The sequence below is a fragment of the Pararhizobium arenae genome (genome assembly GCF_001931685.1).
GTDB lineage: Bacteria > Pseudomonadota > Alphaproteobacteria > Rhizobiales > Rhizobiaceae > Pararhizobium > Pararhizobium arenae.
In genome coordinates this window covers 439327-465302 of the sequence record NZ_MOOY01000001.1, presented here as the reverse complement: position 1 = coordinate 465302, position 25976 = coordinate 439327, and the positions used below count along the sequence as shown (strand labels likewise).

Annotated in this window: 23 protein-coding genes; 10 read left to right on the top strand and 13 right to left on the bottom strand. The window is 60.1% G+C overall.

Annotated elements, in window-relative coordinates:
• Positions 1–2: 2 nt before the first annotated feature.
• Positions 3–1067, bottom strand: coding sequence for a magnesium and cobalt transport protein CorA (locus BLX89_RS02265; protein WP_083637299.1), 1065 nt, complete (start codon positions 1065–1067; stop codon positions 3–5).
• Between the two features lie 189 nt (positions 1068–1256).
• Here BLX89_RS02265 and sthA point away from each other — a divergent pair, with 189 nt between their 5' ends.
• Complete coding sequence (sthA, locus tag BLX89_RS02260) at positions 1257–2663, top strand: Si-specific NAD(P)(+) transhydrogenase (protein WP_075289006.1); 1407 nt, start codon at positions 1257–1259, stop codon at positions 2661–2663.
• A gap of 3 nt (positions 2664–2666) precedes the next feature.
• Here the strand turns inward: sthA and BLX89_RS02255 are convergent, their stop codons facing one another.
• Complete coding sequence (locus tag BLX89_RS02255; RefSeq protein ID WP_075289005.1) at positions 2667–3215, bottom strand: TetR/AcrR family transcriptional regulator; 549 nt, start codon at positions 3213–3215, stop codon at positions 2667–2669.
• Positions 3216–3362: 147 nt separating this feature from the next.
• On the opposite strand from BLX89_RS02255, the gene BLX89_RS02250 reads away from it, so the two are divergent.
• Positions 3363–4535, top strand: a complete 1173-nt coding sequence (locus BLX89_RS02250; RefSeq protein ID WP_075289004.1) for an MFS transporter — start codon at positions 3363–3365, stop codon at positions 4533–4535.
• A gap of 76 nt (positions 4536–4611) precedes the next feature.
• On the opposite strand, the gene BLX89_RS02245 is transcribed toward BLX89_RS02250, so the two are convergent.
• Positions 4612–6489, bottom strand: coding sequence for a L,D-transpeptidase family protein (locus BLX89_RS02245; protein ID WP_075289003.1), 1878 nt, complete (start codon positions 6487–6489; stop codon positions 4612–4614).
• Positions 6490–6976: 487 nt separating this feature from the next.
• Here BLX89_RS02245 and fumC point away from each other — a divergent pair, with 487 nt between their 5' ends.
• The 3 genes from fumC to BLX89_RS02230 all read left to right on the top strand — a co-directional run bounded on the left by fumC (position 6977) and on the right by BLX89_RS02230 (position 10434).
• A complete protein-coding gene (gene fumC, locus BLX89_RS02240; RefSeq protein WP_143523422.1) occupies positions 6977–8389 on the top strand; it encodes a class II fumarate hydratase in 1413 nt (470 codons plus the stop codon).
• A 167-nt stretch (positions 8390–8556) separates the two neighbouring features.
• Positions 8557–9621 (top strand): GGDEF domain-containing protein, encoded by a 1065-nt coding sequence (locus BLX89_RS02235; protein ID WP_075289001.1) that lies wholly within the window; start codon positions 8557–8559, stop codon positions 9619–9621.
• A gap of 171 nt (positions 9622–9792) precedes the next feature.
• Complete coding sequence (locus BLX89_RS02230) at positions 9793–10434, top strand: L,D-transpeptidase (protein WP_075289000.1); 642 nt, start codon at positions 9793–9795, stop codon at positions 10432–10434.
• Between the two features lie 71 nt (positions 10435–10505).
• On the opposite strand, the gene BLX89_RS02225 is transcribed toward BLX89_RS02230, so the two are convergent.
• Together BLX89_RS02225 and BLX89_RS02220 are read right to left on the bottom strand one after the other, a co-directional pair.
• Positions 10506–11114 carry a pyridoxamine 5'-phosphate oxidase family protein gene (locus tag BLX89_RS02225; protein WP_075289241.1) on the bottom strand — a complete coding sequence of 203 codons (609 nt, stop codon included), beginning with the start codon at positions 11112–11114 and terminating at the stop codon, positions 10506–10508.
• Positions 11115–11213: 99 nt separating this feature from the next.
• Positions 11214–11588, bottom strand: coding sequence for a gamma-butyrobetaine hydroxylase family protein (locus BLX89_RS02220; RefSeq protein ID WP_075289240.1), 375 nt, complete (start codon positions 11586–11588; stop codon positions 11214–11216).
• 370 nt (positions 11589–11958) lie between these two features.
• Between BLX89_RS02220 and moaA the strand changes: the two genes are divergently transcribed.
• Positions 11959–12948: a GTP 3',8-cyclase MoaA gene (gene moaA / locus BLX89_RS02215; protein WP_245292745.1), complete on the top strand. Its 990-nt coding sequence runs from the start codon at positions 11959–11961 to the stop codon at positions 12946–12948.
• Between the two features lie 25 nt (positions 12949–12973).
• Here moaA and BLX89_RS02210 read toward each other — a convergent pair whose 3' ends face one another.
• A complete protein-coding gene (locus tag BLX89_RS02210; RefSeq protein ID WP_075288999.1) occupies positions 12974–13798 on the bottom strand; it encodes a class I SAM-dependent methyltransferase in 825 nt (274 codons plus the stop codon).
• A 138-nt stretch (positions 13799–13936) separates the two neighbouring features.
• On the opposite strand from BLX89_RS02210, the gene BLX89_RS02205 reads away from it, so the two are divergent.
• Positions 13937–14662: a DUF2270 domain-containing protein gene (locus BLX89_RS02205; protein WP_075288998.1), complete on the top strand. Its 726-nt coding sequence runs from the start codon at positions 13937–13939 to the stop codon at positions 14660–14662.
• A gap of 46 nt (positions 14663–14708) precedes the next feature.
• Here BLX89_RS02205 and BLX89_RS02200 read toward each other — a convergent pair whose 3' ends face one another.
• From BLX89_RS02200 to BLX89_RS02185, 4 genes are all read right to left on the bottom strand, one after another.
• Positions 14709–14975, bottom strand: coding sequence for an usg protein (locus tag BLX89_RS02200; RefSeq protein WP_075288997.1), 267 nt, complete (start codon positions 14973–14975; stop codon positions 14709–14711).
• Positions 14976–15114: 139 nt separating this feature from the next.
• Positions 15115–15945, bottom strand: coding sequence for an ABC transporter permease (locus tag BLX89_RS02195; protein WP_075288996.1), 831 nt, complete (start codon positions 15943–15945; stop codon positions 15115–15117).
• Positions 15942–16745 (bottom strand): ABC transporter permease, encoded by an 804-nt coding sequence (locus BLX89_RS02190; protein ID WP_075288995.1) that lies wholly within the window; start codon positions 16743–16745, stop codon positions 15942–15944. The genes BLX89_RS02195 and BLX89_RS02190 overlap by 4 nt, the downstream gene beginning before the upstream one ends.
• A 214-nt stretch (positions 16746–16959) precedes the next feature.
• Positions 16960–17742 carry an ABC transporter substrate-binding protein gene (locus BLX89_RS02185; protein WP_075288994.1) on the bottom strand — a complete coding sequence of 261 codons (783 nt, stop codon included), beginning with the start codon at positions 17740–17742 and terminating at the stop codon, positions 16960–16962.
• A 362-nt stretch (positions 17743–18104) separates the two neighbouring features.
• Between BLX89_RS02185 and BLX89_RS02180 the strand changes: the two genes are divergently transcribed.
• Positions 18105–20198, top strand: coding sequence for an OmpA family protein (locus tag BLX89_RS02180; RefSeq protein ID WP_075288993.1), 2094 nt, complete (start codon positions 18105–18107; stop codon positions 20196–20198).
• Positions 20199–20365: 167 nt separating this feature from the next.
• Positions 20366–20848 (top strand): transcription elongation factor GreA, encoded by a 483-nt coding sequence (gene greA / locus BLX89_RS02175; protein ID WP_075288992.1) that lies wholly within the window; start codon positions 20366–20368, stop codon positions 20846–20848.
• Here greA and mobB read toward each other — a convergent pair.
• From mobB to BLX89_RS02160, 3 genes are read right to left on the bottom strand one after another with little or no spacing between them, the layout of a single operon-like run.
• Complete coding sequence (gene mobB, locus BLX89_RS02170) at positions 20825–21361, bottom strand: molybdopterin-guanine dinucleotide biosynthesis protein B (protein WP_075288991.1); 537 nt, start codon at positions 21359–21361, stop codon at positions 20825–20827. The genes greA and mobB overlap by 24 nt on opposite strands.
• Positions 21358–22017, bottom strand: a complete 660-nt coding sequence (gene mobA / locus BLX89_RS02165) for a molybdenum cofactor guanylyltransferase MobA (RefSeq protein ID WP_075288990.1) — start codon at positions 22015–22017, stop codon at positions 21358–21360. Before mobA ends, mobB begins: the two co-directional genes overlap by 4 nt.
• 35 nt (positions 22018–22052) lie before the next feature.
• Entirely contained in the window at positions 22053–22946 is an 894-nt protein-coding gene (locus tag BLX89_RS02160; protein WP_075288989.1) for a DMT family transporter, read from the bottom strand.
• Between the two features lie 440 nt (positions 22947–23386).
• On the opposite strand from BLX89_RS02160, the gene BLX89_RS02155 reads away from it, so the two are divergent.
• Positions 23387–25924 carry a methyl-accepting chemotaxis protein gene (locus BLX89_RS02155; RefSeq protein WP_075288988.1) on the top strand — a complete coding sequence of 846 codons (2538 nt, stop codon included), beginning with the start codon at positions 23387–23389 and terminating at the stop codon, positions 25922–25924.
• Positions 25925–25976 lie beyond the last annotated feature (52 nt).

Below are 25976 nucleotides of genomic sequence, written 5' to 3'. Positions count from 1 at the left end.
GTTCAGATCCAGCGCGCCTTCTTGAAGAAGCGATACAAGCCCAGACATATCGTGAAGATAACGGCCAGAACCACGAAATAGCCGTAGCGCATCTGCAACTCCGGCATCTCGGCAAAGTTCATGCCGTAGATGCCCGCGATGGCCGTCGGCACAGCAAGGATAGCAGCCCAGGACGCAAGCTTGCGGGTGATCTCCGTCTGTTCCGATTGGCCGATCATCAGGCTCGCCTCGAAGGTGAAGGCCAGCACTTCCCGCAGGCTGTCGATATCCTCCTGGACCCGGCGTACATGGTCCGTCACATCGCGAAACAGCGCGTGCAGCATCGCGTCCATGCCGGGCAGATCGAGGTGCTCGTGGCTGCGACACACATCGACCAGCGGCACCACGGCATTGCGGAGCCTCAAAAGACTGCGCCGCAGCAGATAAAGCCGCTCGACGTCTTTCTTGTCGAGCCGGTCGCGCAGCACGCGTTCTTCAAGTTCCTCGACCTCTTCCTGGATCGTCTCGATAACGGGCATGTAGTTGTCGACGATAAAATCGAGGATCGAATAGAGGATATAGTTTTCGCCGTGCGCCAAAGCCGTCGGGGACGCCTCGCAGCGCTGCCGCACCAGATTGTAGGATGTGGATGGTCCGTGGCGCACCGAGACGACATAACCGCGCCCGACAAACAGATGGGTTTCGCCAAAGACGATCTCACTGTCCATCATATGCGCGGTGCGCGCCACGACGAACATGGCCTCGCCATAGATTTCGAGCTTGGGGCGCTGATGGGCGTGATTGGCATCCTCGATCGCCAGTGGATGCAAGTCAAATTCCCGCTTTACCTCGTCGAGAAGCAGGCTGTCGGGCTCGTGCAGGCCGATCCATATGACCGTGTTTTCCTTGTCACGCCAGAGGTGGGCATCACTGATCGGGATATCGCAGATGCGCTTGCCGTTCTGGTAGACAGCGGCCGCAATGACGCCCGACCGTGCCTCCGGCCCTCGCAACCGGGCGGCATCAATACCGGCGTCGTTCGAACCGTATGGAGCGACAAAACCTTCCTTGCCCTCTTGCCGAACCATGAGAGCCTCCCCTTCCAGCGCCGCTCACGCCCGGCACATTTATTCATCATACCGCATGTTGCCGGAAACCGGCATTCGTAACCCCATCAACGACACATAAAGCTTTATTAAATTGTAAGGTTGACGATATAGACGACTATATCGCCTACCGCAGTGCACAACGATTCTCCTCACCATCGGATACGCCTCATGAACCAGTATGATCTCGTGGTTGTCGGCAGCGGACCAGCAGGCCGTCGCGCTGCCATTCAGGCTGCAAAACTCGGCAAGAAGGTCCTCGTCATCGAGCAGGGAAAACGGGTCGGCGGCGTCTCCGTCCACACCGGCACGATCCCGTCCAAGACCCTGCGTGAAACGGCGCTCAATCTTTCCGGCTGGCGCGAACGCGGCTTTTACGGGCGCGCCTACCGCGTCAAGCAGGAGATTTCCGCCGAGGACCTACGCCGCCGCCTGATCATCACGCTCGATCATGAAGTCGAGGTTCTGGAACACCAGTTCGCCCGCAACCGCGTCCAGCATATGCGCGGCAAGGCGAGCTTCGTGGACAAGACGACCCTTCAGGTCGTGAAGGATGACGGCGAAGTCCTTCACGTCCAGGGCACCAGCATCCTGCTTGCCGTCGGCACGAAGCCCTTCCGTCCAGATTATATTCCCTTCGATGGCAAGGCGATCATCGACAGCGACGAGCTTCTCGATATCGAGGAACTGCCGCGCTCCATGGTGGTCATCGGCGCCGGCGTCATCGGCATCGAGTACGCAACCATCTTCTCGGCTCTCGATACGCAGGTCACGCTGATCGACCCCAAGGCGACCATGCTCGATTTTATCGACAAGGAGATTGTCGAAGACTTCACCTATCAGCTGCGCGACCGCAACATGAAGCTTCACCTTGGCCAGAAGGCCGACAAGGTCGAGCGCCTGCCTAACGGCCAATGCGAAATCAAGCTGGACAGCGGCCGCGTCATCCATTGCGAGATGGTGCTGTTCGCGGCCGGCCGCATGGGGGCAACCGACACGCTCAACCTCGAAGCAGCTGGCCTAGAAGCCGACAATCGCGGTCGTCTGAAGGTCAATCCCGAAACATTTCAGACTTCGGTTCCCAACATCTACGCCGCCGGCGACGTCGTCGGTTTTCCGAGCCTTGCTTCCACCTCCATGGAACAAGGCCGTGTCGCCGCCCGCGTCGCCGTTGGCGCGATTGCCAAGGAACCGCCGAAATTCTTCCCCTACGGCATCTATGCCGTTCCGGAAATCTCGACCTGCGGCTTGACTGAAGAAGAGGTCAAGGAGCGCGGCATCGGTTACGAATGCGGCATCGCCCGTTTCCGAGAAACCTCGCGCGGCCACATCATGGGCCTCGATTCGGGCCTTCTGAAGCTGATCTTCTCGCTGAAGACCCGTCGCCTGCTCGGGGTGCATATCGTCGGCGAAGGCGCAACGGAACTCGTCCACATCGGTCAGGCTGTCCTCAACCTCAAGGGCACCGTCGAGTATTTCGTCGAAAATACCTTCAACTATCCGACGCTCGCCGAAGCCTACAAGATCGCTGGCCTCGATGCCTGGAACCGCATGGGCGAACCAGTGAACAAGGCGTAAATATCAGAGCCGGGCGAGCAGAGCCCGGCAATACTCCTCATCCGGCGCACGATCGCCAAACAGGATGTGGTAGACGATCGGCGCGATCACGACGTCGATCGCCTCGTTGATATCGAATGCGTCCTCGCCGCGTGCAGTCGCACGGATTCGAATCGTCTCCAGATGCTGCTTCGTATATTGGCAGCAGCGTCCCGCGGGGCCTGAAACATCGCTGGAAGCCGCAAGCACATCGAGCAACAGCGTTCGTCCCACCGGTGATGACATCTCTTCCGCGTATTGCAGCACGAAGGCCTCCAGATCGGAAGTAATCGCACCGGTATCATCAGGGTCGCTTATCGGCCGCAGCCTTTGCACGGCGACATCCGCCAGAAGCTCTGAAAGGTCACCCCAGCGCCGGTAGATGGTCGAGGGCGTGACCCCTGCCCGCTCCGCAATCAGCGGCACGGTCAGTTCTTCCCGCCCGACTTCTTTCGAAAGCGCGTTGACAGCAGCATGAACGGCGGCCTGTATGCGCGCACTCCGCCCACCCTGCCGCAGCATCTCCTTCACCATTCGTCACACCTCCGGCTCCATTGCCGGTTATCATCGCACCGGCGAAACCTCGTTTTTGCACATCACCAAGCTTAACGCAAAATTGTTGCATTAAGGAAAATTGCGACTATTCTACATTAACGCAATTTTTTAGCGTTAGGAACACCCATGCCCACATCTTCATCCTACCGCCGCATGACGGTTTTCGGCATCGTCGCGGCTGCGACGTTCTCCGCCTGCTCGAGCGCGCCGACGCCGCTTTATCATTTCTATCAGGAGACCTTCGGGCTCTCCTCCCTCACCGTCACGATCATCTTCGCCGCTTACGCCGTGAGCCTGCTCGCAGCTCTTCTGACGTTCGGCTCCATATCCGATCATATCGGCCGCAAGCCAGCGATCTTCGCGTCGCTTGCCGTCAACGCCGTTGCGATGCTGCTGTTCATGTTTGCCGAAGGCGGCGGACTTCTGATTGCTGCCCGCGTGGTTCAGGGGCTGGCCATGGGCATGGCCATCCCGACGCTTGGCGCGACCATTCTGGATACTGACAGTCAGCGCGGCCCGATGCTCAACAGCATTACGCCGTTTATCGGTCTGACCGCAGGCTCGCTGATGGCGGGCCTGCTGATGACCTACGCGCCGGATCCCGCGCATCTCGTCTTCGTTGCACTGCTCGTTGTGACGCTCGCCGAAATCCTGCTGCTGCTGGTGATGCCGGAAACCACGCAACGTCGCCCCGGCGCTCTCGCGTCGCTGCGCCCGCACATCGCAATCCCTCCCGCCGCGCGATCTGCCGTCATACGCACCAGCCCGGTCAACATCGCCGGCTGGGCGCTCGGCGGGTTTTACCTGTCGTTGATGCCGTCGCTGGTCATGGCCGCGACCGGCATTCGCTCGCCGCTGGTCGGCGCCTCGGTCGTGTCCGTCCTGATGCTGGTCGCCACCGCGACGGTGCTTCTCTCGAGAAACGCACCAGCCATCCGCGTCCTACCGATCGGAACTTTATCCTTGTTGATCGGCGTCGCGGTCACCCTCGTCGGCGTAAACCTCCAGCAGGTCGTTTTGCTCTTCGCCGGCACGATGATCGTCGGAATCGGGTTCGGCGGCAACTTTTCGGCGATCCTGCGCATCGTGTTGCCGCTCGCCCACAATAACGACCGCGCAGGCCTGCTCTCCGCCTTTTTCGTCCAGAGCTACCTTGCGTTTGCGCTTCCCGCCATCGGCGCCGGTCTTCTGGCGCGTGATATCGGCTTGGCGCAAACGGCCTATATCTTCGGCGCGGGCGTGATTGCGCTCGCCAGCATCTCCCTCGTCGCCGCCCGCCGGATCGGCGCGCAGGCCTGACGGCGGCGAAGCGACGACTAAAAAAGGCCGCACCCGATGGATGCGGCCTTGTTCGTAGTCGGCTTCTGCTTTTGTATCAGCCCTGCACTTCCCGTGCAGCGTGCGTGGCGTCGAAGGCGCGGCCCATGTACATATCGCGCTCGTAAACGTCGTCGAAATATTCGACTTTGCCGTCCTTGTTCGGCCATGCCGTGAAGTAGGCGACATAGACCGGAATACGCTCCGGCACCGAAACGCCCTTGTTCTTGCCCCCTGCGATCTGCTTGGCGACATCATCGACGGTAACGCCGAGCACGGCCGCAGCCATCCGGCGCGGGTCGGCCAGACGCACGCAACCATGGCTCAATGCACGCTGGTCGCGGGCAAAGAAGCTTTTGGAGGGCGTGTCGTGCATGTAGATCGCATGGGTGTTCGGGAACAGGATCTTCAGCTCGCCCAGAGCATTGTCGCTGCTCGGCGGCTGGCGGACCGAAACGCCGGACGTGGAGCCGTACCAGTTGACGTTATATGACGACACAGGCTGACCGCCGACCTCGACCTGATAGCCGAGGCGATCGAGATAACCCGGATCGGAGCGCAGCTTGGGCAGCATCTCGTTGATGATGATCGACTGCGGCACGCCCCAGTACGGATTGAACTCGACGGTCTGGATTTCGTCCTGGAAGAAATAGGTCTGGTTCGATTTCGAGCCAACCACGACCCGCATCGAGAACTGCTCCTTGCCCTCGTCATGGTAGTAAACCATGAAGGCAGGCTGGTTGATGAAGACGTAGCGGCTGCCGAGATCGGCCGGCAGCCAGCGCGCCTGCTCCATGGCAACCTTAACCTTGTGAATGCGGTTCGCCGTCGTATCGCCGCCAACGAGGATACGGATTGATGCCTTGCCGACGATGCCATCCGGCTTCAGGCCATTTTCTTTCTGGAAGCCCTCGACCAGAGCGACAAGCTCCGGCGTATAGTCCGGCGTACCCTGATAGGCAGAAAGTGTCGCCGCATGTTCCGTCTTCAGCGCGTCCGAGCCCTTCTGGCGGATGGCGGCAACCACATTGGCCAGTTCCGGGTTGCTGATACCGGGTTTCAGCAGCGTTCCGGGCGCGATCTCGATCCGCGGCTGCTCGTCGTCCTTCGCCTCAAGCGCCGCAAGCTCGTTCTGCAGCGCCACGAACTCCGCGCTGGCCGGTGTCTGCGACTTCAGGAAAGCCGCGACATCGTGGCTGCTGGCGATGACCTTGAGCTTGCCGGCAAGATTGACCGTCTTGCGCTTGAAGTCGTGATAGCCGGAAATCTTGTTGGGATCGATCCGGCCACGCACTGTATCCTGGATATAGGTGAGCGCCGCCGACGTCATGCGCACCTCGAAATCGACCATCGCCTTTTCGCGGGCTGCCGGGTCCGCGCTATCGAACGCGTCCGGCGGCAGTTGCACGGCATAGTCACGCGGGTCGAGGCCAACGGTAGCGGCATCGGCCAGCACGGCAAGTGCCGCCTTCGCGCTTTCATTGACGCTTGAACCATCCGTCCAGATGAACTTCCCGTTTGCGCTGTAATAGCCTTCGACCGCCTTTGCGACTTCGCCCGGCGCGTAGACCGTCACGTCAGCAAGATACTGTCGCGCGTCCGTACGCTCTGCACGCAGCATGGGCGGCAGGTCGCCGGATGTGACCGAGCCTGTCACCACCGGGTCGGTCGCCTTCGCCGTCTGGATACGACGCAACGGCTCGGCCTTATAGGTATAGTAGCGCGGGGAGCTTACCTTGGGCGCTGGCTTGGAGGCCTGCTTCTGGGAGGGCTGCTGCGACTGAACGCCCGGCAGCGGCTGCACGTCTTCCGCCACCGGCCGCTTTTTACGGAACAAATCCATCAGGGTATACGCCTGCGCGTGAGACGCTCCGAAGGACGTAAACGCACACCCGGTTAGGAGAGTGACGATCGCTGCGGTCTTCATCAATTTCATAGGTATATTCGTCCCTGTATAGCATTGCCGCCCGGGGCCAGCTTCGGCCGGCTCATGCACGAAGGCATCACCGCAATCGTGCTTAATTGCTTATAAGAAAGGATGGTGAATGAAAAGAAAACGCGCCTTCCGCTGCACCCAATAGAAACCTCACTTTCGCGTGAGTTTTTTGCATGGAATGAGAACGTCCGGGAGCCGCCAAAAATTTGAATTCTTGTAATATTTTTACAGCTCCTCGTGCACGACCGCGAAGCATGCAGCGCGTCGCCAAACAACGTGCGTGAAAATCCGCCAGCGAATGTGACGCAAACGCAACGCCAAGGAGTGCGCCGAGTCGCGTCCGGCGAGCCCAACTCGCGTCGCCTGGGATTTAAACGATTGTAGGATTGCGGGAGCGCGCCAAGCCCCTTTACAACCCCCCATCACCTGGGTCACAGAGAGCCCATCACCAAGGCCAGCGCGGCCGGCAGCTGATCAGCCCGGCCGCATGAGGAAAGCAGGGAAAACGATGACATCGACGCGCACCGAAACAGATACCTTCGGCCCGATTGAAGTGGCCAGCGACCGCTATTGGGGCGCCCAGGCGCAACGTTCGCTCGGCAACTTCAAGATCGGTTGGGAAAAACAGCCGCTTTCGATCGTCCGCGCCCTTGGCATCGTCAAGCAGGCCGCAGCCCGCGCCAATGTCGCTCTCGGGCGTCTCGACCCCAAGATCGGCGAAGCCATCGTTTCTGCGGCTCAAGAAGTCATCGACGGCAAGCTCAACGATCATTTCCCGCTCGTCGTGTGGCAGACCGGCTCCGGCACCCAGTCGAACATGAACGCCAACGAAGTGATCTCCAACCGCGCCATCGAGCTGATGGGCGGCGTGATGGGCTCCAAGAAGCCTGTGCACCCGAATGACCACGTCAACATGAGCCAGTCCTCCAACGACACCTATCCGACCGCCATGCACATCGCCTGCGCCGAGCGCGTCGTCCATGATCTGCTGCCGGCTCTGAAGCACCTGCACGCGGCGCTGGAAGCCAAGGTCAAGGCCTTCGACCACATCATCAAGATCGGCCGCACACACACGCAGGACGCGACGCCGCTGACGCTCGGCCAGGAATTTTCCGGTTACGCCGCTCAGGTGGCTTCCTCGATCAAGCGCATTGAGATGACGCTTCCAGGCCTTTGTGAACTCGCCCAGGGCGGCACGGCCGTCGGCACGGGCCTCAACGCCCCGATCGGCTTTGCCGAAAAGGTTGCGGAAGAAATTGCCGATATAACCGGCATGGACTTCAAGACCGCACCGAACAAGTTTGAAGCGCTTGCCGCTCACGATTCGATGGTCTTCTCCCACGGCGCCATCAACTCGGCCGCTGCCGCGCTCTTCAAGATCGCCAACGACATCCGTCTGCTCGGCTCCGGCCCACGCTCCGGTCTCGGCGAGCTGTCTCTGCCCGAAAACGAACCGGGCTCATCGATCATGCCGGGCAAGGTCAACCCGACCCAGTGCGAAGCCCTCACCCAGGTCTGCGTCCAGGTGTTCGGCAACAATGCGTCGCTCACCTTCGCCGGCAGCCAGGGCCATTTCGAACTCAACGTCTACAACCCGCTGATGGCCTACAACTTCCTGCAGTCCGTGCAGTTGCTGGCCGATGCAGCCGTTTCCTTCACCGACAATTGCGTCGTCGGCATCGAGGCGCGCGAAGACAACATCAAGGCCGCTCTCGACCGCTCGCTGATGCTGGTCACGGCTCTCGCGCCGAAGATCGGTTACGACAACGCAGCCAAGATCGCCAAGACCGCCCACAAGAACGGCACGACGCTGCGCGAAGAGGCTGTCGGTGGCGGCTATGTGACCGATGCCGAGTTCGACGAAGTCGTTCGCCCGGAAACGATGATCAGCCCGTCCTGATCTGTCGCGACAACCTTAACGCAAGGGGGCCGGGGCGCATCGCACCCGGCTCTTTTTGTTGCATTTTTCTCAATTCCTACGTGCGTGCGTCAGCAAACGTTAAGGCTTCCAAAATCTTTTACCCCTAGAACTGAGGATAGAACCAACAGCACTGAAGGAGTTGCCAGATGCAAGCGGCAACCGCGGGCAAGATCCAGATGCCGGACATCGCAGCGCAGGTCACCTACGCGATGCGGATCATGGGCGTTTCACCGATCCCCCGGAACTATGAGCTTTATTACGAAGCCTATATCGGCTCCAATCCCAAACTCACGAAGGAACTGGCGGCTCTTGGCAGCCGCGCCACCCAGGAAGAACTGGACGAGATCGGCGCCCGCTATTTCAGCCACCTTCACCCAGCCGGTATTGATCGCGTCCACAACCAGATGTCGCGCGATCTGACCGATCTCCTGACGCTGCTGCGCGAGGAGCAGTTCGCACTTGAGAACTACAATCGCGTGCTGGACGAAACGTACCGGAATATTTCGAGCAAGAGCAACACCAGTGCGGACCTGCTACGCCAGGCCGTCAGCATTCTTTCCGAAGCCACTGTCGATACGATGAGCCAGGGCAAGGAACGCGTCGAAAACGTCTCGATGAAATCCTTCGAGATGGAGGTTATCCGGCAGGAGCTTGACGAGTACAAGCGCATCGCCAACACGGATTCGCTGACGCGTCTTGCCAACCGCCGGGCCTTCGACGAAAAGCTTGCCGCGATCTACAACACCGAAGCCCATGGGTTCACCGGCCTGCTGATCGCCGATATCGACCATTTCAAGAAGATCAACGACAGCTTCGGCCATCCGGTCGGCGACAAGATCCTTGCAACGGTGGGCACCGTCATCCGCGCCAACCTTCGCCGGGACGCCTTCGTGGCACGCACCGGCGGTGAAGAGTTCGCCATCATCCTGCCCGACAGCAGTGCCGAAGAGAGCCTCCAGGTCGCTGAGCGCATCCGCGTCGCCCTTTCCACGACACCCTTCAAGAACTCGAAGACCGGCGCCAACTACGGCCCGATCACGCTCTCGATTGGCGTGTGCCAGGCTTCTGCCGCGGAAGATCCAATCGATCTCTACAACAAATCCGACGTCGCGCTTTACTGCGCCAAGAACAGCGGCCGCAACCGCAGCATCATGTTCGAGGATGGCATGAAGAAGGATGCCGGAAAAAGCTGGCTGATCTACCGCAAGTAAACCCGCTCTTCCCGCAAGGTCTATCCATGGGCTCTCTGGAAACGGAAGAGCCCATCGTCATTCAGCGCGTTCCGTTGGAAACAGCCGTTCGCTACGACACACGCTAGAAAGGCTCCACAACAGGGAGCGACGGAATGAACCGGCACGCTCCCATAACGGGAGATACGGGAAGTGAAGACCCTCGCAACCACGCTGATCGCCGCCGCAACACTCTTTGCCACCGGCGCTTTCGCCGCAAGCCCCAGCCAGAGCGGCGCGTATGAAGTCGCTTCCCTTCAGGCGAGCGCGGTCAAGACGGGCTGGCTGAAGGCGCTCTCTGAAAACAAGCCGAAGGCTACCGGCAAGAGCGTCAGCACTTCCCCCATCCCGCGCGAACTGGTGTCTTTCGTCGAAGATGCCGCCATCGGCACCATCATCGTCGACAACTCGGAGCGCCGCCTCTATCACATCGTCGCAAAAGGCGTCGCGATGAAATATGGCGTCAGCGTCGGTCGCAAGGGCTTCATCTGGACAGGCACCAACGCCGTCACGAGAAAAGCCAAATGGCCCACCTGGACCCCGCCCGCAGCGATGCGCGCACGCGAAGCCAGGAAGGGGCATTACCTCCCGGTTTCGATGAAGGGCGGTATCAAAAATCCACTCGGCGCCCGTGCCATGTATCTTGGCTCGACCATCTACCGCATCCACGGCACAAATCAGCCATCGTCGATTGGCAAGGCCATGTCGTCCGGCTGTATTCGCATGGCAAACGAGGATGTGGAGCACCTCTATGCCAATGTCATGATCGGCACCAAGGTCATCGTTCGCGACTGATCTTCGGGCACGCAAGGAGAGTGCCTCGCCTCCCGTGGGAACGACCGGTCTTCACTGAGCCAATAAGCGCTCTACCACATCGTCTTTGCGGCCCGCTCCGGCCATTCGCGGTCATAGGTCGCGCTGTCGAAATCCGCTTTCGCCGCCTTCAGCAGATCGCCGGGGGTGGGCAGCGTTTTGGGATCGACAAATCGGTCGGAGTTCCAGAGTTGCGAGCGGATCAAGGCCCGGGCACACTGGAAATACACTTCGCCGATTGTCACGATGATCACTGTTCGCGGGTGTTTTCCATCGACCTCGAACGCCTTGAGCAGCGCCGGATCAGCGCTAACGACGGCCGTTCCGTTGATGCGCATCGCGGTGTTTGAACCCGGTACGAGAAAGAGCAACGCCACGCGCGGATCGCGGACGATGTTGGCGAGCGAATCGACACGGTTGTTACCGCGCCAATCGGGCATCAGGACCGTCCGGTCGTCCGCGATCCTGACCACACGCTCGTCGTCACCGCGCGGCGAACAGTCTAGCCCCTCGGGACCTACGGTCGCCAGCGCACAGAAGGGAGACGCTTCGATCATCCGCGCATAGTCGCGTGTCAGCGTTTTCGTCACCTTGACGACAGAGGCTTCGCTGGTCTCTCCATAGAGTGCATTCAGTTCCTCGACGCTGCGAATGATCGTCACGCTTCCGTCCCCCCGCCTGTTCTCCATGTTGTTTCCGCTGTTTGGCCGCGCAAGATGACAGGCTGATGACGCGCCCGGACATGGCACCTGCAAAATCCCTCAGCGCGGACGCTCTGCCTTGTCACGGGTCATTCCTTTTTCCGCAAGCGCCTTTTCGTATTCGCCGAAGAGCTCTTCACCTTTTTCGCCGAGTTCGCGCAGATAGCTCCAGGTGAAAATGCCGGTGTCGTGCATATCGTCGAAACCGATGCGAACGGCATAGTTTCCGGTCGGCGTCATGCTGAGGATCGCCACATTGCGTTTGCCGGGAACCGTTACGCCCTGCCCCTGCCCATGCCCTTGAACTTCCGCCGAAGGGGAAAGAACGCGCAGCATCTCGGCGGAAAGGTCGAAGGACGCACCGTCGTTGAACGTCACTGTCAACCGATGCCGATCCTTGGAAACCCGCAGTTCGGTTGGCCATATCTCGCTCATCGCAGCCTCCTGATCGCCCGCCTGCATCCAACGCGAATCCCGCCCTTGGCAGACAGAAAGCAAATAGGCGGATTTTGAGGGCGACGCCAGCGGGCAAAAAAGCCACGAAGGTTCGATACACACTTTCAAATTTCCCGATATTGCCGGGAAGAAAACGATATCCTATGACAAACCGCTGAGTTTGTTGCTTTCGCGTAAGCATATCTCGGCAACTGCGTTGAGCGCGTACGGATCCGACCGGACGGATTCTGACGCCACCGCCTTGACGCCGCCGAGATGGGAACCAACATTGTCGGCAAAGGAGTAATTGGTGAACACCGTTACATTCGACAGATCACGCGCAACGCAACTTGGCAATGCCCAGCCATCGATGATCGACCCCTTCGGTCGGGCGGTCACCTATCTGCGTGTTTCCGTCACCGATCGCTGCGATTTCCGCTGCACCTACTGCATGGCGGAAAACATGACGTTTCTGCCGAAGAAGGATCTGCTGACGCTGGAAGAGCTCGACCGTCTCTGTCGCGCCTTCATTGCCAAGGGCGTTCGTAAGCTGAGGCTGACCGGTGGCGAGCCGCTGGTGCGCAAGAACGTGATGTTACTTGTGCGCTCGCTTGGCGAACTGGTTCATGCCGGCGAACTCGATGAACTGACATTGACGACCAATGGCTCGCAACTTTCGCGTTTTGCGGCGGAGCTTGCGGACTGCGGCGTGCGCCGGATCAATGTCTCTCTGGACACGCTCGATCCCGACAAGTTCCTCCGCATCACCCGCTGGGGCGAATTGTCGAAGGTGCTGGAGGGGATCGACGCGGCACAGGCCGCTGGCATCCACGTCAAGATCAATGCCGTGGCGCTCAAGGGTCTCAACGACCTCGAAATTCCCGACATGCTGCGCTGGGCGCATGGTCGCGGTATGGATCTGACACTGATCGAAACCATGCCGATGGGCGAGATCGATGAGGATCGCACGGACCACTATCTGCCGCTTTCAGAGATGCGGGATCGCCTGGCCCAGCAATTCACGCTGAGCGAAAACCCCTACCGCACCGGCGGCCCTGCCCGCTACCTTACCGTCGCGGAAACCGGCGGCCGCCTCGGCCTGATCACGCCGATGACTCATAATTTCTGCGAAAGCTGCAATCGCGTTCGCCTGACCTGCACCGGTACGCTTTATATGTGCCTGGGACAAAACGATGCCGCCGATCTGCGCACGGCGCTGCGCGCCAGCGATGACGATGCCTACCTCTCGAGCGTGATCGACGAAGCCATCACCCGCAAGCCCAAGGGTCACGATTTCATCATCGACCGAACCAGCAAGCGCCCGGCCGTCGCCCGCCACATGAGCGTCACCGGCGGCTGACAGCCGCCGGCATCAGCAAAAGAAATCAGGCTTTATCGCCCAGGAAACGTGCGACCACCAGATGGCCGGCGATCGGCTCGCCTTCTTCGAGGCGCACGGTGATGTCGGTCACATCGATCGTCTCGAAGCCGATTTCCTGAAGACGTTTTTCAACATAGCTGCGGGCATGGGCAAAGCGCTGGTGCGGTCCGACCATGAACGCCCGGCCCGCGAAAGCCTCATCCGGCAGGGTTTCGCTGGAAAAGACGAACAGACCGCCGGGCGTCATGTTTTCCGCAACACCGAAGAACATGCCTTCCAGTCCGCCGAGATAGGGGAGCACGTCGGTCGCCGTGATCAGGTCGAACGGACCGTCATCATTGTCTTCGAGGTAATCGACCACCTCGGCGACATAGAGGGTGTCGTAGACATCCTTGTCATGGGCAATCTCGACCATGTTTTCGGAAAGATCGACCCCGGTGATGTCGTCAGCCATATCGCGCAGCGCGCCACCGGTCAGACCTGTGCCGCACCCAAGATCGAGAAGCTTGGCGAACGGCTCCTTCACAAGCGACTGCAGGCGCTGACGTACCATCATCGGCACATGATAGTGCAACTGCTCGACGAGGACGTCTTCGAACACTTCGGCATGCTGATCGAAGAGCGTCGCCACATAGGCGTCCGGCGCCTTGTCGGGTGTCTCGCCGCGGCCCATCGAAGCGATACGCACGGCAGCACCGCCGTGATCCTCCGGATCTATGGACAGAACCTCCTCATAGGCCTTGACCGCAGCGTCGATATCTCCGGATTTCTCCAGGGCAAGCGCACGATTATAGGCTTCGGCAAGCGCTTCTTCGTCGATCTTCTTCATAGGCGGTATTTACGGCGCAGAGGTTTTTTTGGCAATTGCAAAGGCGACAAGCGGTACTGTCTGCCGGCAAAAAGACGTTTGCGGTCGATATAATCAGGCGCATGATGCGCGAAACAACAAAATCTCGGAGGAACCGCCATGGCTCTGGAGCTCAACCCAAGAGGACTGATCCAAGAGAATTCCGATCCCAAAAGCCCGCCGCTGCCCGTGACATCATCGGAAACGCTGACAGTGCTGGCTCACTATTATCGCGGCGAGATGGGTCGCATGGCCGGGTGGCGGGACCGGATCGATCGAACGTCAAACTGGGCGATCACCGTCGTCGCCGCGCTGCTCTCCGTTTCGCTGTCCACGCCCATGTCCCATCACAGCGTTCTTCTGTTCGCCATGCTGCTGGTTTCGCTGTTGCTCTACATTGAAGCCCGCCGCTATCGCTTCTTCGACGTTTATCGCGCCCGCGTTCGTCAGATGGAGCGAGGTTACTTCGCCCAGATGCTCAGCCCCCAGGGCACCTTCAGCGCCGACTGGGCGACCCCGATTGCCGCAAGCCTGAAGAAACCGGCTTTCCTCATGAGTTACCGCGAGGCGATTTGCCGGCGCCTCCGGCGCAACTACTACTGGATGTATCTGATCCTGCTTCTGGCCTGGGGCTTGAAGATTTCAGCGCCCGCGCTTCAGCCCGACGACAGCCCCGGAAAATTCGTCCGGGAACTGGGCGATATCGCCGCCAATGCCAACCTTGGGCCTCTTTCGGGTTGGCCCGTCCTGATCGCGGTCGCCGCGTTCTACGCCGTGCTCACCTACGGCGCATTTCACCGCGAACCGGGCGAAGGCGAACTTGCCCATGGCGAAGTGCACGTTTGAAGAAGCGGCACTCGTCTTCCGTCGAACCGCTGGCAGCGCCTTCAATTCAGTTGATGATGAACTCGCCCTGAAGCGCGCGCCAGTCGGAGGCTGAGATCAGCTTGCGGTGGACGAAGCGCACCGAATGCAGCGGACCATCCAGCGTCTCGCGCCAGAATTTCAGAAAACTCTTCATTTCGGGAAACTCGGGCGCCAGATCGTAGTGCTGCCATATGAAACTCTGCAGCAAGGTCTGGTGATCGGGCATGCGGTAGAGGATTTCGGCAGTCGTAATGCCGTATCCCTTCATCTGCAGTTCCAAGTCGTTTGTCATGGTGACCTCTCATCCTGTGGAGTGATGGTCCCTATAAGAAAACGACTGGAGTGGTTAATTAGTTGCTAATGCACCACTGCGAGTTTGCACCGATGATAAGCGACGGCAACCCTTTCCGCGGTTGCCGTCGATCCTCAAGTCAGCGCTTCAGGTGGCGGGTCAAACGCTCTTCCAGCCAGGCCCAGAGATTGCGCAAAATCTCGACCATGATCAGGTAAAGGATCGCCGCCCAGATGTACATCTGGTAGTCGAAGGTGCGCGAGAAGGCCCGGCGCGTCTCGCCCATCAGGTCGAAGACGGTAACGATCGCGACGATGGCGGAACCCTTGATCATCAGGATGATCTCGTTGCCGTAGGGGCGCAGCGCCACGATCATCGCCTGCGGCAGGATCACCTTGAAGAACGCGATCTGAGATGGCAGTCCAAGCGCGGCGGCCCCCTCTCGCTGGCCACGCGGCACGCTCTCGATCGCACCACGCAGGATTTCCGCCTGATAGGCCGCAGTGTTCAGCGTGAAGGTCAGCAGCGCACAGTTCCAGGCGTCGCGGAAGAACCACCACAGCCCCACCGACTGCAATTCCGGCCTGAAACTGCCAAGACCATAGTAAACGAGGAATAGCTGGGTGATGAGCGGCGTGCCGCGGAAGAAGTAAACATAGGCGTAAGCAAACCACGACAGAACTTTGTTCTTCGACATGCGCGCAAAGGCGAGCGGCAGCGAGATCAATGCGCCCAACGACACCGAACAGCCCACCAGGAGCAGCGTCACGCCGAGGCCGGAGATGAAACTCGGTCCGTATTTTTCGAATTTCGCCGGATCCCAGCCATCGACGACGATCATGAAGACGCCGACGGCGGCGGCGAGCCAGACACCCAGAACGATCCGGCCGATCAGGCGTTGGACGGTGTAGGGCTTGACAACTTCCGGCGGCGCAGGCTGCGGCGGCAGCAAGGTTTCGATCACACTCATCGGGCAACCTCCGACCGTTTCGCCCAACGTTCGAGCATTGCGAAGACGATGGACGAGACCATCGCGAGAATGAGGAACAGCAGGCAGGCGACCCCGAAGAACTCGAAAGCCTGCTTGCTGACACGGGCTGCAATGCCGGTCTGGCGCAGGATGTCCGGCAGGCCGATGACCGACACCAGGGCCGTATCCTTGAGCAAGGCCATCCAGAGATTGCCAAGCCCCGGAAGCGCGATACGCACGAGTTGCGGAATGATGATGAGCCGCATGGTCTTGCCGCGGTGTAAACCAAGCGCGTCACCGGCTTCATATTGCCCGTGCGGGATCGCCTTGAACGCCGACAGCAACACTTCGGAGCAATAGGCCGAGAAAACGACGCCGAGTGCGAACATGCCGGCAATAAAGGCATTGATCTCGACCTGGCCGTCATATCCCACGGACGCGAGCGCGCGCTGGGCAAGGATCTGCAGGCCATAATAGACGATGAACAGCGTCAACAGTTCCGGCAGGCCGCGAAAGATCGTCGTGTAGATATTGGCCGCAAGCCGAAGCGACTTGTCCTCGGATTGCTTCGCCAGCGCGATGAAGAAACCGAAGATGAGGCCGACAGGTAGAGTGCAGATCGCAAGCGAGGCCGTGATTCCGAAACCATAGGCGATCTCATCGCCCCAGCCCGCATCACTGCAGGCGAGAAGCGTACCGGAACCGAAAAGTCTGAAGATACTGATCGGCCCGCACAAGGGGTCGATGACCGATCCGAGCCAGGATACGGCTGAAAATAGGGCGGCAAAAATTCCGCTCATGCCTGATTGTTCCCCTTCGAAGCGACCGAAGCGTTTATGGCGCTTCAGCCATTGTTTTTCGCATGCCGGCCCCGCGACATGCCCGAGAAGTCTTTGAGCTTCTTCTTATTCGCTTCTTTTCAATCAAAAACGGCGGGAGAACAACCCTCCCGCCGTTGTATTTCACTAGCCTTGAGCCGCTTTGCAGGGAAAACCACTCAGGCCACCGGGGATATCAGCCGCCGTAGACGTCGAAGCCGAAGTACTTGTCGTTGATTTCCTTGTACTTGCCGTTGGCGCGGATGGCGTCGATCGCAGCATTGAACTTTTCACGCAACGCGTCGTCGCCCTTGCGCACGGCGATGCCGGCGCCTTCGCCGTTGATGACCGGATCGATCGGCAGAGCGCCGAGCAGCTTGCAGCAGGCGCCGTCTTCGGTCTTCAGCCATTCCGACAGAACGACGATATCGTCGATGACACCATCGATACGGCCGTTGGCGATGTCGAGCTTGTACTCTTCCGAGGTCGGGTAGAGCTTAAGTTCGGACTTCGACATATGCGCTTCGGCATAGTTCGAATGCGTGGTGGAGCCCTGGGCGCCGAGCGTCTTGCCTTCCAGCGCGGCTTCCGTCGCTTCTGTCAGGGTCGAATCCTTCGGCACGACGATCGCCGGGCCGGTGTTGTAGTATTTGTTGGTGAAATCGACCTTTTCCTTGCGCTCGGGCGTGATCGACATCGAGGCGATGATCGCGTCAAATTTCTTGGCGATCAGGGCGGGAATGATGCCGTCCCAATCCTGGGTGACGAAGGTGCAATCAGCCTTCATTTCCTCGCAGAGCGCCTTGGCGATATCGATGTCGAAGCCGGTCAGGGTGCCGTCGGCTTCGAGGTTGTTGAAGGGCGGATAGGCGCCTTCCGTTCCGATGACGATCTTTTCGCCTTCAGCCATGGCAGACGTTGCCATCAGCGCGAAAACGGCAGCCGAAATGGCGCCGGCGAAACGTTTGGAGATACGCATTTTGATCCTCTCTGTTGGCGAACATCCGATTTTTTCTTGTGTTCGGATGTCGATAGTCCCGGCCTCTCTTGGGCTGGTCTGGAGGGATATTCCTACGCTTCATCAGCAAAAATCAACAGGAAAACAGGGGTATGTCAGTGATTTTTGATGAATGCCGCTAGCCGAAGCAAATGCGACGCCTATCTCAGCCTTCGATGAACGACGCATTCATCGCGAGTTAATCCAGCCTTTTCTAAAACATTTGGGAACTCGGTGCCTGTGTCGTCATTTCATAGGATCTTCGCAGGCAGACTGCAGAAAACTTAGGGCCGCGTCGGTGACCAAGGTCACCCCTGACGGCTGAACGAGACGGAGGAAATACCATGATCAAGCGAACGAGACTATTTGCCACGGTGGCCTTCCCGGTCCTGTCCGTCTCCCTTGCTTTCGAACCGGCGCTCGCCGAAAGCCTGAAGAAATCCTTCGAGGTCGCGCAGGAAGAAAGCATCCAGGCGCCGGACGGTGAACAGGTTCCGGAAGAACTGCTGCGCAAGCGCCGCAAGCAGCGCGAACAGGCCGAGGAGCAGCCCCAGGAGGCCCAGCCCGCGGAAGAGCAGCAGGAAGAATCGCCGCGCCGTCGCAAGCAGCGCGATGCCGAGCAGCAGCAGGAAGCGCAGCCCGAGCAGCGCGCCGAACCCGAGGCGCAGCCGGTGGAAGAACCGCAGGAGAAGCCGCGCCGCCGCAAACAGAGCGACGCCGAGCAGCAGGCAGAGCCGCAGCCAGAGGCCAAGCCGGCCGAGGAACAGCAGCAGGAGCGCCCGCGCCGTCGCCGGGAAAACGCCGAACAGCAGCAGGAAGAGCAGCCTGCCGCGGAAGAACAGCCTGCACAGGCTGAGCCTGCTCAGAACGATGACGCCGAACAGGCCGTCGAAGAACGTCGCCGGAAGGCACGTGAAGAGCGGCGCCAGCGCCAGCAGGCCGAAGAGCAGCAGCAACAGGCGCCCGCAGCCGAAGAAACACAGCAGCCTGCAACCGACGAAGCGACGCCTGCTGGTGAAGATGATGCGACAAAGGCAGCCGAGGAGCGTCGCCGCAAGGCGCGTGAAGAGCGGCGCAAGCAGGCTGAGCAGAGTGAAGAGCAGCCCGCCGTGGATGAAGCCGCGCCTGCGACTGATGGAGAGTTGCGCCCGGCAGTCGAAGGCGAGGATGCTGCGGACGGTCGCAGGCCCCGCGATCGCCGCCAGCCGGTACCCGAGGTGACGGACACACGCACGGAAGCGGAGAAGGAGGAGATCGCACGCGATCCGTCCAAGACCGACGAAACCGTGGTCCTGCCGGCCGATAACGGCGCAGCGGTTCTCGACAGCGACAAGGACGCCGACAATCGCGGCGGCAACGAAGCCCGCGAACGCCGTCGCACCCAACGCGAGCGTGCCCGCGCCGAGGAAGAAAATGTCGAGGTGCCGAAGTCGGATGCCGAAGCACAGGCCAATCGCCGTGACCGCCGTCCGACCCGCGAAGAACTCGGAGAAGCGATTAACGAACGCGGTCGCCGCATCGACGACGTACCGGAATTCGGCCTGCCCGATCTGATCGATGCCATCACCGGCAACAATCGCGAGCGTCCGCGCATCGAGGAAGGCCGCAACAACCGCACGGTTATCGATTTCGGCGACCAGATCATCGTCAGAAGCGACGATCGTCCGCGCCTGCGTCGGGATGCCCGCGAAACCTACTATGAAGAACTGCCGCGCGGCCGCACCCGTGAGATTATCGAGCGCGGAGACGGTGTCCGGGTCGTCACGATCTATAACCGCTACGGCGATATCGTTCAGCGCTCGCGCATCGATCGCGATGGTCGTGAATACCTGATGATCTATGCGCCGGAAGCCGATGAAGGCCCTCGCCCGCCGATGGTGGACGTCGGTGAGGATCTGCCTCCGATGCGCCTGCGCGTACCGGTTCAGGACTACATCATCGATACGTCCAGCCAGCCCGATCGCGACTACTACGAGTTCCTTGCCGAGCCGCCGGTCGAGCAGGTCGAACGGACCTATACGATCGATGAAGTTCGCAACTCGGCCCGCATCCGCGACAAGGTTCGCCGTATCGATCTCGACACCGTGACCTTCGCCACCGGCAGCGCCGAAGTGCCGATGTCGCAGGCAAGAACACTGCGCAAGGTCGCCGACGCGATGCTGGAAGTGATCGACAAAGACCCCGGCGAAACCTTCCTGATCGAAGGTCACACGGATGCCGTCGGTTCGGATAACTCGAACCTCATCCTGTCAGACGAGCGTGCGGAATCGGTCGCATCCCTGCTGACGGAGGTCTATGACATCCCGCCGGAAAACCTGGTCACCCAAGGGTATGGCGAACGGTACCTGAAGATCCGCACCGATGGTCCGGAACAGGAAAACCGCCGCGTCACGATCCGCCGCGTAACGCCGCTGGTACGCCCGGTCGCTCAGAACTGATCCGGCTGCCACAGGTCTAAAATACAGCTAAGGACAGCCCGGCCGATATGCCGGGCTGTTGTCGTTTGACCTTCCGTCGTTGCAGCCGAGCGTACCCGCGAGGGTGACAATCCGCTCGTTCGATCCCATATAGGATGATGATCAACCGTTGCTCTGGGAGTGAAGAAGTGAGCGTCGCATTCGTCAAAGAGGAAAGCGCTGAAACGGCAGCGGAAACCCAGCTGCCGGACCGGCCGATTTCTCAGCATCCCAACCTCGTGACCGAAGCGGGCGTCAAGGCACTGGAGCAGCAATTGCACGCGGCAAGGCAAGCCTATGAGGCCACCAATTCCATCGAAGACATCAACGAACGGCGTCGGCAAGCGGCCGGTCCCGCCCGCGATCTGCGATATTATTCGGAACGGGTGCGCACCGCCCAACTCATGCCGGCTCCCACAACAACGGATGTGGTAGCCTTCGGAAGCACCGTGACCTTCAGCCGCGATGACGGGCGCGTTCAGACCTACCGGATCGTCGGCGAGGATGAGGCCGACCCGAAGCAGGGCTCGATCTCCTACGTCTCACCCGTGGCGCGATTGCTGATAGGCAAGGCTGTGGGCGATGTCGTGACTGTTTCCGGCCACGAGTTAGAGATCGTTGCTATTTCGTAAGGGATTTTGAAGCCCCGTCACGCGCTCGACAAAATCAGCGATGCTTTCGGTGTCGTCGAGATCGAAAACGGCAAGTGTCGTATCGGTCACCGCATGATCGGCGGCGATGGCCAGGATGTGGGGATCGGTCGGCGCAAGCGGCTCACGATTGGCGGATTCCAACCGGCGCGCCTCGATCTTTGGTATCGGTTCGCGTTTGTAACCTTCGATCAGCACCAGATCGCACGGAGCGAGACGGGACAGAATTTCGTCAAAACTCGGCTCCGGAGCGCCGCGCAGCTCATGCATGATGGCATAGCGGGTTCCGGAAACGATCGTTACCTCATGTGCCCCGGCCTGCCGATGGCGATAGCTGTCGGCTCCGACCTTATCGATGTCGAAGTCATGATGCGCGTGCTTGACGGTCGAGACGCGATAGCTTCGGCGCGTGAGCTCTGCGACAAGGCGAACGGCAAGCCCGGTCTTACCCGAATTTTTCCAGCCCGCGATGCCGAAGACCTTGGGTTGTGTCATGGCGCAGCTTTCCTTTCTCCGACAAGCATTTGCTCGACATCGGCAAGCTCCTGCGGCGTATTCACGTTGACGAAGGGATCAAGCTCTTCTCCGGCGGCATCGCCGATGGGAAAGTCGATCCTTCGCATGGTGTGCCTTTCAATGAACGACCGCACCCGCCGCTTCTCATCTCTCATCAGAAAATCAGCAAGATCATCGGTGATGGAAACGGGCCAAAGGCCGAAGACGGGGTGCATGACATCTCGAGAGAAAGCGATGGCAATGTCATCCGCACCCTTGAGGCCCGCTTCGAGAGAGGCCACGAGATCAAGCGGGAAGAACGGAGCATCAATGGGAACAGTCACCACATGGCTCGTCTCGGGATAGACACGCGCGACGTGGCGCATGGCCGTCAGGATACCGGCAAGCGGTCCGGCGTGGCCTCCCGTTTCGTCTGATATCGGCTCGAATCCAGCAAGACCACTTGGAGGAACATCCCCGTTCCAGTTGAGATGCAGCCTCGATACCTGTGGTGAAAGCCGGGTGGCAACGCGCTCGAGCAGGGTTACACCTCCTAGCCGCACGAGCGCCTTGGGTGTGCCCATACGGGACGAAAGCCCGCCGGCAAGAATGAAACCGGGGGGCCTGATCGCTCCGCGGTAAAGATTGCTGGTCATGCCTCTTCCCTGCGCATCTGATTGCAGCAACGGCCTTATTGACCGGATGCGCGCTGCGCCGCAAGCCGCCGTTTGTTTTCACGCGCAAAGGCATAGAGGCCGGAGGCCATGATGATGCCAACCCCGACGATCGTCCAGATATCGGGCGCCTCCGCGAAGAAAATGACGCCGATGCCGATCGACCAGATGAGGCTGGTATAACGAAAGGGTGCAATGATTGCGATCTCGCCCTGTCGCATGGCAAGCACGATGCACTGATAGCCGATCGGCAGCATCAAGCTTGCCGCAACCAGATGCAGCAAGGACGTCGTTTCCATCGGCTGCCAGCCGCCCAACGGAACCACGAGAACCGCGCCGACGATGGAGATGATGACCGCCGTGACGGTGGAAATGAACAGCGACGGTACCTCTGGCGAAATTCTGCGCGTGCTGAGATCACGGGTCGCAGCGGCGACGACGGAGGCGACGACCGCAATCGAGGCGGAGCTGAAGCCCTCCGGACCGGGCCGCAGGATAACAAGGACGCCGATGAAGCCGGCGAGGATGGCAAGCCATCGCCGCCAGCCGACAGGCTCCTTGAGAAACAACGCCGCGCCGAGCGTCACGGCAAGCGGCAATGCCTGGAGAATGGCTGAGGCATTGGCAAGCGGCATTTGGCCGAGCGCGTAGATATAGGTAATCGCGGCGATCACCTCTGCTACCATGCGCAGCGCGATGATCGGGTCCAGCAGCAGCCGCAGCGGCCGCAGGGCACCGAAATGGCGCGCCAGCAGCAACACCAGCAGGGATGTCATGGCGCCGCGCACCATCATGATCTGGCCGGAATTCATGACGCCCGTCACGGATTTCACAAGCGCATCGTTGACGGTAAAGCCTGCCATGGCGAGGCACATGAAGATTGCACCGCGCAGATTCGCCGAAGGTTGCATTTTCGCATTCCCGCCCGATCCTGTTAGAATCAGACGCTTTTTGTCTTGAGTGATCGGGCCGAAGCGGAAAAGCGGCGACGTTGCCTATCTGTAAAGCACCGGCATCCGATTTGTGCAATCGCGAATTCATACCTGTCTCAAATGAAGTCAACAGGATGAAAGTTTAGGCGAATTTCTTGCTTAAAGAACATGAGTGCGCCGCAGCAAAAACAGTCGAGCATCGCCTGTAAGTGCCGGTTTTATTGAGGCAATATTAAGTATCGAAGCATATCTTCTCGTCACTCCGCCTTGATCTCGCATGATGCGAAACGGTTGACGATGGGTAAACGAACCCTGTCGCTCGATCGAAACGAGGCCCGGTCGCCCGCCCTGTGACCGGCTTCTGCGCCACGTAGACGGCGCCTGCGGGAATGTCCAATTTGCCAAAGATGGAGTTTGGAATGTCCCTGATCGATCGATCGCTGCAGCGTTTGCGAATCGTCACTAAGGTCCTGCTGTTCGTGGTCCCGCTCGTTGCCCTGATCGCAGGCATCGGCCTCGTCGGCTACTTTACCGCCAGCACGCTCAACGGCCATATGACCGTTACCCGCGAAACCATCAACAATCTCTCGGATTTCCAGGCCCTTCGCAGCAGCTTGCAAGGCTTTGCCGATCAGCCGACGAGTGAAAGCCTCGACAACCTGAAAGCGCGCATTGCAGATCAGCAGGCCGGCATCCAGCGGCTGGACGGTCTGCTGACAGAGGCTGCCGACAAAGCGAAGATCGAACAGGTCGTAGCTCTCGGTCCGGCGATGCTCCAGAGCGCGGAAGGTCTCTGGACCATCAAGACCGAGCGGGACATGGTGACCGCAGCACTCGACGCTGCCATGGCCGACATGACGGAACAGGGCAACGGCGCCTATCGTCAGATCGACATCATCCGCAAGGAGTCCGGCGAGAAGGAATCCTTCGCCAAGGCGCTACTGTTCGATGCCGCTGCCTATCAGGGCCTTGCCGAACGCACCAAGAAATTCCGCCTTCCCGTCACGCTCGGCGCGACGGCTGACGCGAAGATCGACGCGGCGACCAAGTTCCTGCCGCATCTCGTCAAGCAGATCAACGAGGCCGAACGCATCGCGTCGCCGAAGGTTCAGGAGCAGATCAAGCTTCTGAAAGCGGAAGTCCAGAAGATCAGCGATATCCTTGCCAGCAAGGACGACAACGAGACGAAGAAGACCAAATTCGTCCCGATCATGAGCAAGCTCAACAAGTTCGAGGCTGATTTTGCCAAGCAGGCGGCCGTCAACTCCGATACCGCGGCCAAGCGCTTCGTCGGCATGGACGCCGAACTAACGACGTTGAAGACGCTGATCTCCCTGATGAACGATACGTTCAAGGGCCTTGATGTTACCCGTTTCCATATCAGCGAGCTTCACCGCACGCTCGATGCCGAGGCCCGCGCAAAAGTCATCGACGACATTGCCACGGTCAAGGCGACGGCTGCCGAACTCTCCAAGCTCGGTGCCAAGAACGCCGCGTTGCGCGATCTTTCCGGCAAGCTCGCTCCGTCGCTCGCCAATATCGACAGCGGCTCTGCCCAGCTGATCGACGTGGGCGCCCGCTGGCAGGCCGGCAAGACCGCTGCCTTCGATCTCGTCGCATCGGCCAGCCAGACACTCGAAAACTTCGTCAGCAGCGCCCAGGAAGCCGGCAAGCAGGACAGCCAGCGCTCTGCCAACGTCTCGATCATCGCCATGGTCGCCGGCACGCTGCTTGCCATCATCGGCGGCTTGATGCTGATCGAAACCCTGCGCGGGCCCCTGAAGCGTGTCACCGAGATCATGACCCGCCTTGCCAGCGGCGATCTTGAAGTCGCCATCGAGGGCCGCAACCGCGGCGACGAAATCGGCGACATGGTTCGCTCGGTCGCTGTCTTCCGCGACAATGCCGTCGAAAACGTCCGGCTGGAGCAGGAGGCCGAGGCCGCCCGTATCCTCTCGGCGGAAGAAGAGGCGAGACGCAGCCGCGAACGCGCCCGGATCGAAGCCGAACAGATGGAGGCGCTGAACGCTCTGTCCGACGTTCTCGGCAAGCTTGCCGACGGCAACCTTGAGGCCGGCATGGCCGAGGATCTGGCGGCTGACTACGTCATCATGGCCCGCACCTACAACAACGCCGTCGAGGCGTTGCGCGCAACGCTGACCGACGTCCGCGTCGTCACCGGCGAAATTACCGGCGGCACGGGCAACCTGTCCGCTTCCGCCGACGACCTCGCCCGCCGTACGGAACAGCAGGCGGCAGCGCTTGAGCAAAGTTCCCGTGCACTCCGTCAGCTCACCGAAATCGTTCGCTCCACGGCCGAAAGCGCCCGCAAAACGACCGTTTCCGTCGATGAAACGCACAACTACGCCCGCCATTCCGGCGAAGTCGTCGGAAAGGCGATCGAAGCCATGGCGGCGATCAACCGCTCATCCGAAAAGATCAGCACGATCATCGGCGTCATCGACGAAATCGCCTTCCAGACGAACCTGCTCGCTCTGAACGCCGGTGTCGAGGCAGCCCGTGCCGGCGAGGCCGGCCGCGGTTTCGCCGTCGTCGCCCAGGAAGTGCGCGAACTCGCCCAGCGCTGCGCAAGCGCTGCCCGCGAGATCAAGGGGCTGATCTCCGTCAGCGCCGAGCAGGTGCGCGGCGGCGTTTCGCTGGTTCAGGAAACCGGCGACGCACTGACGGTGATCAACGACCACATCTCGACCATCCACCAGCTGGTCAGCAACATCGAGGCTGCCGCCGCCGATCAGTATCGCGGCCTGAATGAAGTCAATCAGGCCGTCCACGAAGTCGAGCTTCTGACCCAGCAAAATGCTGCGATGGTGGAGGAAAACACCGCAGAGATCCACGGCCTGCGCCTGCAGGTCGATACGCTCAACGAGAAGATCGAGCGCTTCAAGACCGGTACGCGGATGCAGTCCGCAAGCTACGGTCGCAGCTACGCCGCCTAGGCATCTGCTTAAAAAAAGTGAGACCCGCGCCGGAAACGACGCGGGTCTTTTT

Coding starts and splice junctions, on each gene's coding strand:
- BLX89_RS02265 (WP_083637299.1), bottom strand. CDS start 1,067: ATGGTTCGGCAAGAGGGCAAGGAAGGTTTTGTCGCTCCATACGGTTCG.
- sthA (WP_075289006.1), top strand. CDS start 1,257: ATGAACCAGTATGATCTCGTGGTTGTCGGCAGCGGACCAGCAGGCCGT.
- BLX89_RS02255 (WP_075289005.1), bottom strand. CDS start 3,215: ATGGTGAAGGAGATGCTGCGGCAGGGTGGGCGGAGTGCGCGCATACAG.
- BLX89_RS02250 (WP_075289004.1), top strand. CDS start 3,363: ATGCCCACATCTTCATCCTACCGCCGCATGACGGTTTTCGGCATCGTC.
- BLX89_RS02245 (WP_075289003.1), bottom strand. CDS start 6,489: ATGAAATTGATGAAGACCGCAGCGATCGTCACTCTCCTAACCGGGTGT.
- fumC (WP_143523422.1), top strand. CDS start 6,977: ATGAGGAAAGCAGGGAAAACGATGACATCGACGCGCACCGAAACAGAT.
- BLX89_RS02235 (WP_075289001.1), top strand. CDS start 8,557: ATGCAAGCGGCAACCGCGGGCAAGATCCAGATGCCGGACATCGCAGCG.
- BLX89_RS02220 (WP_075289240.1), bottom strand. CDS start 11,588: ATGAGCGAGATATGGCCAACCGAACTGCGGGTTTCCAAGGATCGGCAT.
- moaA (WP_245292745.1), top strand. CDS start 11,959: ATGATCGACCCCTTCGGTCGGGCGGTCACCTATCTGCGTGTTTCCGTC.
- BLX89_RS02210 (WP_075288999.1), bottom strand. CDS start 13,798: ATGAAGAAGATCGACGAAGAAGCGCTTGCCGAAGCCTATAATCGTGCG.
- BLX89_RS02205 (WP_075288998.1), top strand. CDS start 13,937: ATGGCTCTGGAGCTCAACCCAAGAGGACTGATCCAAGAGAATTCCGAT.
- BLX89_RS02200 (WP_075288997.1), bottom strand. CDS start 14,975: ATGACAAACGACTTGGAACTGCAGATGAAGGGATACGGCATTACGACT.
- BLX89_RS02195 (WP_075288996.1), bottom strand. CDS start 15,945: ATGAGTGTGATCGAAACCTTGCTGCCGCCGCAGCCTGCGCCGCCGGAA.
- BLX89_RS02190 (WP_075288995.1), bottom strand. CDS start 16,745: ATGAGCGGAATTTTTGCCGCCCTATTTTCAGCCGTATCCTGGCTCGGA.
- BLX89_RS02185 (WP_075288994.1), bottom strand. CDS start 17,742: ATGCGTATCTCCAAACGTTTCGCCGGCGCCATTTCGGCTGCCGTTTTC.
- BLX89_RS02180 (WP_075288993.1), top strand. CDS start 18,105: ATGATCAAGCGAACGAGACTATTTGCCACGGTGGCCTTCCCGGTCCTG.
- mobB (WP_075288991.1), bottom strand. CDS start 21,361: ATGACACAACCCAAGGTCTTCGGCATCGCGGGCTGGAAAAATTCGGGT.
- mobA (WP_075288990.1), bottom strand. CDS start 22,017: ATGACCAGCAATCTTTACCGCGGAGCGATCAGGCCCCCCGGTTTCATT.
- BLX89_RS02160 (WP_075288989.1), bottom strand. CDS start 22,946: ATGCAACCTTCGGCGAATCTGCGCGGTGCAATCTTCATGTGCCTCGCC.
- BLX89_RS02155 (WP_075288988.1), top strand. CDS start 23,387: ATGTCCCTGATCGATCGATCGCTGCAGCGTTTGCGAATCGTCACTAAG.